This is a genomic window from Marivirga sericea (assembly GCF_900177665.1).
GTDB lineage: Bacteria > Bacteroidota > Bacteroidia > Cytophagales > Cyclobacteriaceae > Marivirga > Marivirga sericea.
Genome location: NZ_FXAW01000001.1, coordinates 1,136,954 through 1,152,540 on the forward strand (window position 1 = coordinate 1,136,954; position 15,587 = coordinate 1,152,540).

The window sequence follows — 15,587 nt, forward strand, 5'->3', positions numbered from 1 at the left end:
ATCTTAAGCTTTTAGAACTTATATGAACCGAAAACAAAAAAAACTATACCGCTCTATCGGCTTTGCTATCCTTATTTTATTTTTAGGTTTTATAGTTAATGATCAATTAAGAAAACTGGGGAATAGAATTTCGGGAGAATATCTGCAAGAATTGATAAGCACAGAAAGCAAAGGCTTATATCAATTAAATTTTGATGATATCGATCTAAATATTCTAAGACAGTCCCTTAATCTGAAAAATATCAGCTTGTCTGCAACACCTGCGAATAGGGAAGATAGCATCAATGCAAAGAATCTTTATGAAGCGAGGGTGGGTGAAGTCAATATCTCGCTTGAATCGGTTTTAAGGATCTATACTCAGAAAGAATTAGTAGTAGATGGTATAGAGGTAATTGATCCATTGCTATTTATGACTAAAATAAATCCAGAAAAAAAACCGCTTAAGTTTGGCCGGGAAACAGGGGAACTTTATGACGTAATTTCTGAATATTTGGATCTACTACAAATCAACTACTTAAAGGTACGAAGTGGAACCGTAGAGCATTCCCCGAGTAACTTCAGATTAAAGGCGATTGATTTTTCGGTCGAAAATTTTCAAGTATCACAAGAAAGAAATCGAAAAAAAATTTTTTATTCTGAAGCGATAAATCTTGGTGTAAATCAGCAATCTATTTTACTACCTGACAGTATTCATGAGCTGAGTTTTGAAGGTTTTGAACTGTCTACTAAAGACTCTATTCTTAATTTCAATAACTTTAAAATTAACCCCAGGAAAGACATCGACCCCGGGGTAGTTTTTCAGCAAGAAAAGCAAAATGTTTACGATATTGATATTCCGACTTTAGAATTGAAAGGAATTAACTATCTAAAAGCCTATGAAGATAACTTTCTAGTCGTAAAGGAAGTCAATATTCCTAAGCCACAAATAAAAATTCAATCTGTATTAAAATCAAAAAAACAAAATACAGAACAGGCTGAAAACAGTATTGGAGCATCTCTTTTAGCCTTATTTGATTTAATTGAGGTAGATAAACTGAAAATTAAAGAAGGAGGATTAAACCTTACCTTAAAAGGTGATAATCAGCAAAGATTTTTGTCAGACAACATCAGCATAGACTTGTTCAATATTCAACTAGATTCAACCCAAAGAGATATTCAAAATATTATCCACTACTTTGAGCATGCAACAGTAGAAATCAACGATTACGATTATTTATTACCTGATAATCTACACAACATCAAATTTAAAAAACTTAATTTTAATACTATTGATTCCACATTATTGGTTCAAAACCTTGAAATCAAGCCTTCTAGAAGTCTTGAGGATAGCACCATGACCCAATTTAACCTTTCCCTTCCCGTGATGAGAATAGATGGGATTGCACACCGCGATATATATGATAACGAGCGCGTAAACCTAAAAAGCTTAGCCCTCAGAAATTCAGTAATTACCATTACACCACCCTATTTAAAAAACAGTGAAAATCAAAAAGCGATGATCACTCCAGAGAGGTTATCAGATATTTTAGTGAAGTATCTTTCTGAGGTAAAACTTAAGAAATTTTCGGTACTAAATACAGATTTAAATGTAGGCAATACACTGAAGGGCAAATCGCTCAATATAGAATCGCACCTCCTCAAGCTTGATTCTGGACTTCATTCTTGGCATATGATAGCAGACAGTACTTTAATCAATGGTCAGGAATTAGTTTTCAAAATGAATTCAGGAGATTTCAGTGTCAGCAGTTTCCAATCTCAAAACAATCTTCACTCCTTAGATTTAACTGATGTGAATTTTACTTATAAAGAACAAAGAGACCGCCTAACAGTAGAATATTTAAACGTTAAAGGAGTACAATTAGACAGTATTCTTAATAGAAAAAAAATCAATATTGACAGCCTCACACTTTTTAAACCAAAGCTCAATTTAAGCTACAAAGAATTCAGTCAACCTTCAAAAGAGAAAAGGGAATGGACATTCTCTGAAAAGCCTATTAACATTTTATTAAAAGAGGGAGACTTAAGTTATCAAATAGATGAATTCAGAAATCTAAGCATAGCAGATTTTGACGTAGAATTAAACTACGATAATCAAGTTAAGTTTTTTCAAGTTACTGCAAATAAATTAAGCCTAACTGATGATAAGTTAAAACATCAAATTAGATTAGCACGATTGAGTTTACCCAAAAATCAATCAAACCTATCGCTAAAGGATTTGCATATCAATCCTTACCATCAAAATGATAGTTTTTCTATCTCAATTAAAGTACCTGAAATCAGTTTTACAAATTTTAATCAAAATGAACTCCTCCAAAATCAGCGTTTTGAAGCTGATAGCATGTTAACTCGTATCACTCAATTAAACTATAGAGGTTCCAACAATCTTAAAAAGTATTTCAAATCTTCAAATGAAAAGAATAATAAATTAAACCTTGCCATAAAAAACAGCAAAATCAATTTACTGGGTTCAAGTATTTTATTAATAGATAATTCAAAAGAGGTGAGTCAGCTCCTCACTTCGGATGCACAACTGACAGTGCGTAATTTGACTTTTCCGAAAAATGAGAATTCAAATTTCGGATTTGCTGATGATTTTACAATCAAAAACAAAACCATGGCATTTTATTCCCCATCAAAAGACACTATTTCACTGAAGAATTTGACCTTGAACAGTTTTAGGAAAACAGGCGAAATTGAAGAGTTTCTTTTTACAGGAGCTAAAAACAATACTTCCTTGGCATTTGGAGATATTAAGTTGATGAATTTGAATTTCGATGACTACATTAATCGTCAAAGAATCAATGTTCATGAGATTAGTAGTGCAAAGACCTCTATTAACCTTCAAATTAATGGAGAAAACAGCAGTATATCGAGAGGAATTCCTATGCCATTTAAATCAATCAAAATACAACAACTTCACTCAGAAAATATAAACATTGAGTTATATCACCAAGAAAAAAAGCGTAGCTATTTTATTCGAAAAGCTGATCTATCTGTCAACAGATTAGCTTTGGATTCCATATTAAATCCAAAAAAAATACATCATCAGTTAAATTCAGTAGTTTTCACAGGAAAAAATTACAGAGAAAATTTCGGAAAGAATTACACCGTCACTGCTGAAGACTATACCTTCCGTTACCCTGAGGCAGCTTTTAGCGCTAATGCAATCAAATTACGATCCCAATACGATCGTTTTGAGTACAGCAAACATATTAATTATCAGAATGATTGGTTTAAACTAGATGTATCGACTTTAAAAGCCAAAAATCTCAATATTGACAGTCTATTAAACAGTCAAAAATTCATTCTCAACAAATTGGAAGTGCAAGATGGAGACTTCACTGTATTTAGAGATTTAAATGTACCACATAATGATAATAGAATAGTTCCGATGCCTCAGAAATTGCTTTCTGAATTAGAGTTTGCCTTTCAAGTAGATACAGTTTTTGTAAATTCAGATATCCACATTCACATTATCCCTAAAGAAACTTCGGGTATAGGAACTATGACCCTCAATATCGATGAAGGTCATATTTTCAATTTAAGGACACATCATTTTAAAAATGAAAACCCTCTAGTGCTTCAAGCCAAAGGACAACTGAATGAAAAAGCCGACTTCTCCACCAAAGTGGAATTTCCTATACCATCGGAAAAAAGTGAGTTCCGCTTTATGGGAACTGTAGGAGCACTGGATTTGAGAGCCCTAAACGAAATGCTAATCCCCCTAGGTGCAATTGAAATACGCTCAGGAGCTAATGAGGAAGTAAACATAAATTTTCAAGGTAATGAAGATTATGCAGAAGGCTTAATGGAATTTAGATATAATAATCTTAAAATTAATCTATTGGACAGGGAAACCTACCAATCAAAAGGCTTTGGGAATAATCTAAAAACCATTTTTGCTAATAGCTTTGTGGTCAGTTCAAAAAATCCAAGATGGTTCAGCCTTCAAGAGGGAAATATTTTCTTTGAACGAATAAAAAGTCGCTCTATTTTCAACCTCTGGGCTAAGGCACTTTTAAGTGGTGCAGTAAGCAGCATTGGTATCAATAAAAGTAAAGAAGAAGCGAAAGCCTATTATAAAGAAAACAAAGAAGAGGTGATGGAGAATGAAAACTAAAGTTTCCTTTTCAGACCTTAATTTGCTTATTCGTGCTAATGGAAAGAAAAATTGTCTGAGATAGAAATCATGAAGAATAGCGACTTCAGCAAAACTACTTTTCTTCAATTTTGATGGTAGACCGCCCTCTTTGTTTATATCCTACAAGTCAAAATTTTAAGATTAGTATTTTTTTAATAATTTTAAATTCAATAATTTTTAAGATAGTAAAAATAAAAAAGGCAGTAGATTTAATATCAATTGCCTAAAAATATCAACCAATGAAACTAACACAAGAGCAATCCTCTATCATTCAATCGGATGGTAACATTAAAATAAATGCGGTGGCTGGCTCTGGAAAAACTACCACACTGATTTCTTATGCCGAAAGCAGACCTAAGAATAGTCGAATCCTCTATCTAGCTTTTAACAAATCAGTAAAACTAGAAGCAACCAAAAAATTTAAATCCATCAATCTTCGCAATGTAGATGTGCAAACGGCCCACTCCCTGGCGTTTAAACATGTCGTTATTGGGAATGATCTAGAAATCAATAGCAATGGCTACAAAAATCACGAGCTAGCAGATATTCTAGGAATTAAAGGCAGTGGCGAGCCACTTGCCGAAATGATTATAGCTAACCACATAAGCAAATTCACATCCTATTTCTGCAATAGCAGCGTCTCCAAAGTCGAAGAGTTAAATTATGAAGATACCATAGCAGATAAAAAAGCTTTAGGGTTTGTTGAAACAAATTATTCCTACATAAAAAAGAAAACCCGTGAATTTCTAGCTAAAATGAATAGTGGAGAAATTGCCATCACACATGACTTCTATCTCAAAACATTTCAATTACAAAACCCCTTATTAGACTACGATTATATTCTGTTTGATGAAGGGCAAGATGCCTCTCCTGCAATGCTAGATGTTTTCCTTAAGCAAAAAGCTACCAAGGTAATTGTAGGAGACACGCATCAACAGATTTACTCCTGGAGATATGCTGCCAATTCACTTGAAATGGTCGACTTCAAACCCTTTGAACTATCGAGCAGCTTTAGATTTAATGACAAAATTGCAGAATTGGCTCAAGCTGTGGTCGAAAGAAAAAATTACGTCCAGCCAGATCTTAAATTTCAATTAAAAGGCCTCGGAACTCCTTCGAAGGGGGAGCAAAAAGCGGTTTTGGCTAGAACTAATCTTGGTTTATTATCTAAGGCCATCGATTACATCTCAGAAAGGAAAAACTTAGAGGGTATATACTTCGAAGGTAATATTAATTCTTACACTTACGCAGATGACGGAACTTCTCTCTATGATGTGCTAAATTTATACAATGGCAAAAAGAAATTCATTAAGGATCCTTTGATCAAAAAAATGAAGGAATTGGAGGATTTGGAGGAGTATATTGACAAAACGGAAGACATGCAATTGGGCATGATGGTAGAGTTGGTTAGAGAATACGGTAATGAAATACCGAAATTTATCAAGCAATTGAAGGAAAAGCATGTGGAAAATCAAGATCGTGACAAAGCCAACATCATTTTCTCCACTGTTCATCGATGCAAGGGTATGGAGTATGACTCAGTTCAACTCGTAAATGATTTTTTAACAGAGGAAAAATTAAAAAAAATAAGCCAGCAAAAAAAGATTCCTAACTTAATCAAACAAAAGCTCAAAGAGGAAATTAATTTATTGTACGTAGCTATTACCCGAACCAAAAATAAGCTCTATATAGACGAAGAACTAATTCCTGAAAATTGGGAAGAGAACAGACAAATCATCCTCTTGAAACGAAAAGAAGAAGAATATGGTGCTGCTATCAAGGATTTAAACCTTCACAACTTTGAAAAAAGAACTTTCAACAATGCTGACATCAAAAAGAAACAAAATTCAGCTTACTCCCCATGGAATGATGAACTGGATCGAGAGCTCCAATTTATGTTTGAGGAAGGATTAAGTACAATGGATTTAGCAAATCATTTCGGCAGAACTAAAGGTGCTATAAGAGCCAGAATTCAAAAATTAAATTCATTTGATGAACAGTAAATTATATTTTCAATTAAAATATTACAGTTGAAGGGATATATTTTATCGATGAATAGCTATTTTTCTTCTTTTTAGTAATCTTTATGACAAAATATCAGAGATGAGAAAGCTATTAATACTCCTTTTGCTTATTCCTTTTTTAGCATTTAGCCAAAATGAGCAAGTTTTATATCAATTGGTAGAACTCAATAATGAAGTAAATTCAAGATACCATGAAAGTGCTCCTTTGGTTACCCCAGATAATAAGAGACTCTACTTTACGATTTCGAACCATCCTGAAAATAATGAAGGAAGAGATAATTCACAAGATATATGGTACTCTGATAAACAAGCAGACGGGACTTGGGGCAAGGCTATTCATATGGAATCTCCATTTAACAAAAGAAAATTTAATCAAGTTTTAACAATTCTTGATGATGGGAATTCTCTATTCATTAGAGGTGGTGATCGTAAAAAAGAGAAAGGCTTTTCAATTGTTACAAAAGAGAAAAACGGTTGGAGCAAACCAGACGAGTTACCGGTCGAAGACTATGATAAAATGAGTAAAGGTAGGTTTTCTGGCGCAGTAATCAGCGAGGACCGAGAAGCCATTATCATTTACATGAACGAAAGAGAAGGCAAAGCTTACAGTGATCTTTATCTTAGTAAAAGAAAAAGTGACGGCAGCTATTCCAAGCCAAGAATAATAGAATCCTTAAGTACTTATAAAGATGAATTTGGGCCCTATTTAGCTGAAGACGATCAGGTAATGTATTTTGCTAGTAACCGAGAAGGGACTACGGGAGGCGTGGATGTTTGGAAAGTTAAGCGATTAGATGGTAGCTGGTTAAATTGGAGTGAGCCAGAAAATATAGGCGCACCAATTAATACTGATGGATTTGACTCCTATTTCTCAGTTGACAAGTCTGGACAAAATGCGTTCACAACTCGTACGTATGTCAGTGCGGACGGGAGCAATATGAACATCTACGGCCTTGTACCAAAAGCTAAAATTATAGTTAAAGGCAAAGTTCTAGATGAGGAAAGCATGGAACCATTAGCATTATACCTAACCGCAAAACCGAAAGCGGACAAAACTATTAATATAAATGTCAAATCTGATGGCTTCTATACTTTTACCACTTATAAAAACAAACCCTTCGACCTTTTAGCTGCGAAAATCGGTTATGAGCAACTGAACGAATTGCTAGACTTATCAGAAATAAAACAGGACACCATTATTCATAAAAATTTACTCTTAAGTCCAATTAAGTCCAAGGTTAACTTATATGGCTTAATTACAGATAGCAAGACTTTAAACCCGGTAAATGCCAAAGTATATGTAAAAAAGGATATTTTTCTTGATTCAGCCAGAACAGCATTTGAAGATGGCGGATATAGCATGGTCTTAGAGGGTGCAGGAGTTTATCAAATAAAGATCGTTTCAACAGATTATGAGAATATAGAAGAAGAATTTACGGTTAGTGTCCCTGCAGGTGAATACGAATATGAGGTAAGAAGAGATTACGAAATGAATAAGGAGATTAAACCATATATAGTGTCCGGAATTGTATTAGATGAAAAAACTAAAGAACCTTTAGAGGCTGATTTAAATTTTGAAATACAAGACACTACTATCGCAAGCCTGAAGAGCAAGACGGATGGTACTTTTAATTTAATAATAAAAAAAACTGGTGAACTAATTATTAGGGGCAAAAAAATCAACTATTTAAATCTTGAAGAAAAAATGATCATAACTGATAACCAAGACTTTAGAGAATATAGCACAACTTTGGAAATGTCTCCAATTGAAGTCGGAAAAACGGTTATCATTGACAATATCTATTTCAATTTTGATAAAACCACTCTTAAAGAGGCTTCATTTCCGGAATTGGATAGGCTAACTGATCTTATGAATCAAAATCCAGGCATAAAGATTGAGATTATTGGCCATACAGACAGTAAAGGGAGCGATGATTATAATCTGACCTTAAGCGAAGGAAGAGCACAAGCAGTTATGGAATATCTGTTAGAAAAAGGAATAGCAAAAGGCAGAATGACCTCCAAAGGATTAGGAGAAACCTCTCCTATTAGCAGCAATAATACAGACGAAGGACGTGCTGAAAACAGAAGAGTTGAATTTACAATTGTGGCTAAATAACTACTTAAAACTTCCAAATACCTTTGAAATCATCTGATAAAAATTCCCTTGGTGAAATTTATATTCTTTTTCAGTATCTACCCTATGGATGAGCACCATATTATTTCCAGGATACACTCCCAACATGTGAACTCCCGTGCCAGTATGGTAAAAAGATTTACTAGTCCTGTTTTCGTTTGGATACAATACATACCAAAGCATTCCATAAGCAATTTCATACTTAGGATTAGTTATGCTATGGGGTTTAGTACTGATCTCAATCCAACTCTCAGGTATAATCTGTTTACCATTCCAATTCCCCTTCTGCAAATACAACTGACCATACCTTGCCATATCTCTTGAAGATAACCGAAAGTGATAAGCGGGAAATTTCGATTTTGATGCCTCCTTCTGGTAAAAACCATCCGTTTCTGGAATTTCCACTTCTGGATCTTCACCATCAATTTCAATAAATTTCGCTCGATAATCTTGCATACCAATTGGCTTAGCAATCTTCTCGTCAAAAAGCTCATAAATTGTTTTATTTGTTGCACCTTCTAAGATGTTTCCCAACACATTAAAGTCCCAATTATTGTAATAAAAGTGTTCTCCTGGAGCATATTGACCTCTTTCTGGCTTATTTCTTAGCATTCCTTCAGAAACTGCACCCGATGCATGGTAAACACCAGAACGAGATTTTAAAAGATCTGCAATAGTTGCTTGCTTTTCCTTCTTAGTTAAGCCTTCAATATCATCGATTTCTAAATCCTCGAGTGTCGCTGAAGTGTCTATTATTCCTTCTTCTACTGCAATTCCGTACAAACTATTGATCAAAGACTTCCTTATAGAATGCACAGTATGCTTTTTCGTAACGTCACCAAATTGATGCGCAATTTTTCCATCTACCAGTATCATTAAAGAAGATGAACCAGCAGATTTCAAAAATCTATCTAAACTATCTAGTTTTGTAGGATCTAAACCACTCTTTTCAGTTGAGATAGAGGATAAGTCTTCATTACTCTTTGAACATGAAAGAATCAAAAATAATGGGATCAATAAAAGTATGTTTTTCAAGAAATTTTAATTTGTTCTAATGGTTAGATGCAGGTAAATACAATTGGTTGCATTCAATTACTATTTTTTTCAGCGGCAGGTTAAGTAGCAACCCGATAAAAAGGATTTGCAATTCATGTTATACAGCTACAATAGAAGCATCATAGCTGTATATCTACATGAATTTATTTCAAGCTGTACTTTTTCATCATCTGTGAAATTCTCTCAGACAATCCATCCGTAGCAGGCAATAAGGGCATTCTAACAAAGTTTTTGCAAATACCCTGCTGCCGCAATGCTTCTTTTGCGCCAATTGGGTTACTTTCCTCATACATCAGCGGATTGATTGACAATAATTTGAACAAGCTTTCATTTGACTTTGCGAAATCGCCATTTAATGCATTGCTTACCATGCCAGCAAATACCTCTGGGAAAGGATTCGCTAAGACAGAAATTACCCCTACAGCTCCTAAGGTTATCATGGAATTAGTCAAAAGATCCTCTCCTGAAATCAAAAGAAATTCATCGGGTTTTTTGGCCATGATTTCCATGCATTGACCTAAGTCACCTGAAGCTTCTTTAATTCCAATTATGTTCTCATGCTTAGCCAGTCTTAGGGTAGTCTCAGCGCTCATGTTAGATGCTGTTCTGCCTGGAACATTATACAAGATTACTGGAATTGGTGATGCGTCAGCAATTTTTATAAAGTGCTGATAAATGCCTTCCTGCGAAGGTTTATTATAATGAGGTGATGCAGACAGGATAGCATCTACTCCAGATAAATCCATTTGGTCTATTAAATCAATAACACCAGAAGTATTATTGCCCCCCGCTCCAAATACTATAGGTAGGTTCTTTGGATTATGAGTTTTTACAAATGCTAAAATCTCTTGTTTTTCTTTTAAAGTGGTAGTAGCAGATTCGCCGGTCGTTCCTTGCACTACAAAATAATCAGCTCCTTTGGCAGTATGGATTAAAAGTTTTTCTAATGCTTCTCTATCTACTGTTAAGTCTTCTTTAAAAGGGGTAACTAATGCGGGCCCCACCCCTGTAAATTTTTTAGTTGTTTCCTGAAATTTTTCTGACATAATGAATAATCTCTTCTGTTAAAATTTTGGTATCTCCACTTTTATTTGGCTTGATCATCAATTCAAAAAATGAGGCTTGATTTTCTTCCGCTTGATAAGCACCGATGCGCGTATCCGATTTTGAATGTACTAACAAATACTGCATGTATAAGTTGGGCGAATCATCCAAGCAAAATAAATACTCTAATTTTTGATTTAAAAAGCTTTGAAAATAAGGATTGTCGATACTTCCGAAAAACCCAATGTCTTTGTCTTCAAAAAAATCAAAATAGAACTCAAAGTTTTGTGTATTCTTCGCTTTGTAGGCTAAAGCGGTCACCTCTATCCCATCTTCCTTCAGCGTTTTGATGAAATTTTTAACTGCTTCATGCTTTTTCAAATCATCAAAAGAAAAAATTACACCTACTTTTCTTAACTTATTGTAGGTATAAGCCTGATGTAAAAACTCATTTTTCTTTTGTCCTCTTCTTACTTTATATGATAAAATTTTATCTTTAATCACTGCTTTAGTTTTCTTTTATCAAGCTACGAAATTCAACTTCATTGATGATCTTCACTCCCATTTTTTCGGCTTTTTGCCGCTTGGAAGGGCCCATATTTTCACCAGCCACTAATATATCTACTTTTCCTGAAATAGCCGAAACTACTTTACCTCCATACTGCTTTATCACTTCCTTGATTTCATCTCGTCCATAGTGTTCAAACACCCCCGATACTACCAAAGACATACCTTGCAAGTTATTGCCCTTTTGTTCAATACTAGTTTCCTTAATTTCAAATTGAAGTCCTGCCGATTTCAAACGCTCTATTACTGCAATATTATCTTCATCTTGAAAATATCCCACCACACTTTGCGCAATTCGTTCGCCAATTTCAGGAACTTCTATCAATTCTTCAAAAGAACTTTTTGCCAAATTATCGATATTTTTAAAATGGACTCCCAATTTCTCAGCAACGGTTTTTCCTACAAAGCGAATACCAAGACCAAAAAGTATATTCTCAAATGGGATTTGCTTTGATTCCTCTATTCCGTTTAACAGATTTTGAGTACTTAAATCTTTGAAACCTTCTAATTCAAATACGTCCTCATAGGTCAAATCATACAAATCGGCAATATTCCTAACCAATCCTTTTTCATAAAGCATATGTATGGTGCGCTCACCCATTGAGTCAATATCGGCTGCTTTTCGCTGAATATAATGCTCTATTGAACCTTTAATTTGCGGTGGGCAACCTTTTTTATTTGGACAATAATGCACGGCTTCACCTTCTGCTCTTGCTAATTCAGTTCCACATTCCGGGCAATTTTTAATATACTCAACTTCGGAGCTGCCTAAATCTCTTTTGGTCAAATCTACTGCAGTGATTTTCGGTATAATTTCACCTCCTTTTTCAACATGTACGGTATCCCCAACTCTCAAGTCTAAACGAGCAATTTCATTGGCATTGTGCAATGATGCACGTTTAACAGTGGTTCCAGCTAAAGATACAGGTTCTAAATTGGCCACAGGAGTAACCGCCCCTGTCCTCCCCACCTGATAGGTAATCTCTTTTAAAACAGTAGTCGAACTCTCTGCTTTGTATTTGTAGGCAATCGCCCACCGTGGACTTTTAGCTGTAAAGCCTAACTGTTCTTGTTGGTCCAAACTATTGACCTTAATTACAATTCCATCAGTGTCGACAGGCAAGTTGTGTCTTTTTACTTCCCATTGATTGATAAACTCAAATACCTCATTGATATTTTTACACTTTCGATAAGTTTGGGATACATTGAAACCGAATTTTTCTAACTGCTTAATTCCTTCTTCATGAGAATCTATGGGTAAATCTTCTCCTGCATATGAGTATAAGTAACAATCCAATTTTCTTTTTGCAACAAGTCCAGAATCTTGCATTTTGATTGTACCGGAGGCTGCGTTCCTAGGATTTGCCAATAAAGCCTCGCCATTTTCTTCACGTTCCCTATTGATTTCATTAAAAGCCTCTCTTGGTAAAAAGACTTCCCCCCTGGCCTCAAAATATTCAGGATATTTATCTCCTCGTACCCTTAGTGGTATTGTTCTGATAGTTTTAGCATTATTGGTGATATCATCTCCTTTACTCCCATCGCCTCGTGTTACCCCCCTAATTAGTTTACCATTTTCATAATGCAGACTAATAGCGACACCATCAAATTTAAGTTCACAAAAATACTCATACTCTTCCTCTCCTATGCCTTTTTGAACCCTTCCATCAAAATCATCTAATTCCTCTTTGGAATAAGTATTACCCAAAGATAACATGGGGATTTTATGCTCAACAGTCTCAAAATTTTTGGTGATATCTCCTCCTATTCGCTGAGAAGGAGAATCATCCGTTTTCAAATCAGGGAATTGTTCCTCCAAGCCTATAAGCTCCTTCAGCATCATATCAAACTCATAATCCGAAATCTCTGATATACTATCCTGATAATATTTGTAATTATAATAATGAAGCTTCTCGCTTAATTCCTGAATTTTTTGTTCGGCTGTATTTTTATCCATTTTTAATGCTAGGGCTTAAATCACAAATCTAATGATTTGCCTATTTGTTTGGCTAAAAAGTGTTGGAAATTTGATGGTTGGGAGAAAGTTTACCAAAGAAAATTTGCTCTCTGCATCATTCCCATAAAACTAAGAATCTAATCAATTCAGAGCGAAATAGCTTATCAATGGCAATTGATATTTAAATCTGTTAATCAAATCCATAAATCCCTGTCTCGGCAGGAATAATGAAGAGAATGACGGAAAAGTGAATTGTAAAAATTATACCTTTCTAATTCTAAATTTTGACAAGAAATGAATCGTTTTTCAACTTGTCAGCTTCATAACTTGAAAACTCGCCAACCTCATCTACCACTCAACCCCCGTTCTCCCCTTTGAATCCATTTCAACCTTTTCAATTACCAAAAGCTTTCTATTTTTGGACTTGAATCAAATATATAAGGATGAAAAACTTACTATTTATACTTTGTTTAATGAGCACAAGCCTTGTTTTTGCTCAAAAAGAAATTACTGTTGCTGATATCTACGAGAAAGGTACTTTCCGTCAAGAATCTGTTTATAATGTAAATTGGATGAATGATGGTAAATTTTATTCTGCTTTGGATGATAATAAGGTGCAAAAAATTGATGTAGAAAATGGTAAAGTTCAGGAGACTATAGTTGATGGAGATCTATTGGCAACTCAACTTGAAATTAAAAACTACTCCTTCAGTAAGGATGAGCAAAAACTTTTGCTAGCCACAGATGTAAACTATATTTATAGACGTTCATTTAGTGCAAAGTACTATGTTTATAATCTGAAAAATAAAAGCTTAACAGCTTTATCAGAAAATCCACAGATGTTTGCTACCTTCTCTCCTGACGCAAAGAAAGTTGCCTATGTATTCGAAAACAACATCTATATTTTCGATTTGCAGTCCAAAAACACTACCCAAGTGACATCAGATGGAAAAATCAATGAGATAATTAATGGTGGCTCTGATTGGGTTTATGAAGAAGAGTTTTACGTGACCAAAACATTTTATTGGTCTCCTGACAGCAAAAATTTGGCGTATTACACCATGGATGAAACCCATGTGAAGGAATATACATTGCAAAAATGGAATGACGGAGCTTTATACCCGGAAAATTACGTTTATAAATATCCAAAAGCTGGGGAAGCTAATTCGCATGTATGGATTTCAGTGTATGATTTAGCATCAGCAGAAAGTGTGAAAATGGATGTAGGCGAAGAAAAAGACCAGTACATCCCAAGAGTTCAATGGACGAAAGACTCTAACCTCTTAAGCATAACCCGTATGAACAGAAGGCAAAATACATTAGAGATATTGCATGCCAACGCAACTACGGGAGGAAGCAAAGTAGTTTTAAAAGAAGAGTCTGACAGTTATGTGGCATTGAATTATTGTGATGATTTGACCTACACCAATGATGGGAAATATTTCATTCAATCAAGCGAGCAAGATGGTTACAAGCATCTTTACCTTTATACATTAAATGGGGAATTGGTTAGACAAATTACAACAGGAAATTGGGAGGTAGTCAGTATAGTAGGGATTGACCAAAAAGACAATAGGATTTATTATGTCAGCACAGAAAACTCTCCTTTGGATCGTAGTTTCTATTCCATAGGATTAAACGGCAAAAACAAGAAGTTGATGGGTGAAGAATCAGGAATGACACGTGTCAATATGAGTAATGACTTTAAATATTATCTGAAATATTATAGCAATCCTAACACTCCTAATCAAGTAAGTTTGCACCAAACTAAGGGCAATCAAAAACTCACTACGCTGAAAGATAATGCTAGCTATAAATCCATCACAGAAGAATTCGGATTTGTGGAAAAGGAATACTTCCAATTCAAAACTTCAGAAGAGGTTAGCTTGAACGGCTACTTCTTAAAACCGGCGGATTTTGATAAATCGAAGAAATATCCTGTCATTGTTTATCAATATAGTGGTCCTGGCAGTCAGCAAGTTCAAAACAGTTGGGGTGGCGGTCATTTTAATTGGCACCAAATGATGACTCAAAAAGGCTACGTTGTTGCAGTGGTTGATCCACGAGGCACTGGCGGAAGAGGAGAAGCTTTCAAAAAAATGACGTATCGTCAACTAGGCAAATACGAAACTTTAGATATGATCGAAACTGGTGAATATTTAGGTAGCTTGGACTACGTAGACAAAGAAAGAATAGGAATCTGGGGTTGGTCTTACGGAGGTTATATGGCTGGAAATGCCATTTTAGACGGGGCTGAAGTTTTCAATGCCGCTGTATCGGTTGCTATGGTTTCAAACTGGCGCTATTATGACACCATTTATACAGAGCGTTACATGGACTTACCACAAAACAATGCTGATGGTTATGATGATAATTCTCCACTAAGCAAAATTGATAAGTTAGAAGACCCATATTTGATTATCCACGGAACGGGAGATGATAATGTGCATGTTCAGCATACCATAGTTTATCAAGACGCGCTTCTGGAAGCAGGAAAACAATTTGATTTATTCTACTACCCTGACCGAACTCACGGTATAGGAGAAGATGGTGCTAGACCACATCTATTTAGAATGATGACCCAATGGTGGTTAGAAAATTTATAGTGAAAAAGGCCCGTAGAGAGTCTATCTTATTTTTACTCTAATAAGTGGAGTGTAA

General features: G+C 34.9%; 8 protein-coding genes. 4 read left to right on the forward strand and 4 right to left on the reverse strand.

Translation table 11 applies throughout. The features are described 5' to 3' along the window. Positions 1-22 precede the first annotated feature (22 nt). The 3 genes from B9Y84_RS04750 (at position 23) to B9Y84_RS04760 (ending at position 8,284) form a co-directional block, all read left to right on the forward strand. On the forward strand, positions 23-4,120 hold the full coding sequence (locus tag B9Y84_RS04750) for a hypothetical protein (protein WP_085515924.1): 4,098 nt from the start codon (positions 23-25) through the stop codon (positions 4,118-4,120). A gap of 260 nt (positions 4,121-4,380) precedes the next feature. Beyond that, a complete protein-coding gene (locus B9Y84_RS04755) occupies positions 4,381-6,144 on the forward strand; it encodes a 3'-5' exonuclease (protein WP_085515925.1) in 1,764 nt (587 codons plus the stop codon). 100 nt (positions 6,145-6,244) lie between these two features. After that, positions 6,245-8,284: an OmpA family protein gene (locus B9Y84_RS04760; protein ID WP_085515926.1), complete on the forward strand. Its 2,040-nt coding sequence runs from the start codon at positions 6,245-6,247 to the stop codon at positions 8,282-8,284. On the opposite strand, the gene B9Y84_RS04765 is transcribed toward B9Y84_RS04760, so the two are convergent. The 4 genes from B9Y84_RS04765 to ligA form a co-directional block, all read right to left on the reverse strand. Then, entirely contained in the window at positions 8,285-9,337 is a 1,053-nt protein-coding gene (locus B9Y84_RS04765; protein WP_085515927.1) for a serine hydrolase domain-containing protein, read from the reverse strand. A 164-nt stretch (positions 9,338-9,501) separates the two neighbouring features. Beyond that, positions 9,502-10,404 carry a 4-hydroxy-tetrahydrodipicolinate synthase gene (dapA, locus tag B9Y84_RS04770; protein ID WP_085515928.1) on the reverse strand — a complete coding sequence of 301 codons (903 nt, stop codon included), beginning with the start codon at positions 10,402-10,404 and terminating at the stop codon, positions 9,502-9,504. Next, a complete protein-coding gene (locus B9Y84_RS04775; RefSeq protein WP_085515929.1) occupies positions 10,376-10,906 on the reverse strand; it encodes a DUF6913 domain-containing protein in 531 nt (176 codons plus the stop codon). The genes dapA and B9Y84_RS04775 overlap by 29 nt, the downstream gene beginning before the upstream one ends. A 4-nt stretch (positions 10,907-10,910) precedes the next feature. Further along, complete coding sequence (ligA, locus tag B9Y84_RS04780) at positions 10,911-12,926, reverse strand: NAD-dependent DNA ligase LigA (protein ID WP_085515930.1); 2,016 nt, start codon at positions 12,924-12,926, stop codon at positions 10,911-10,913. Positions 12,927-13,369: 443 nt separating this feature from the next. Here ligA and B9Y84_RS04785 point away from each other — a divergent pair, with 443 nt between their 5' ends. Beyond that, a complete protein-coding gene (locus tag B9Y84_RS04785) occupies positions 13,370-15,532 on the forward strand; it encodes a S9 family peptidase (protein WP_085515931.1) in 2,163 nt (720 codons plus the stop codon). Positions 15,533-15,587: the final 55 nt, after the last annotated feature.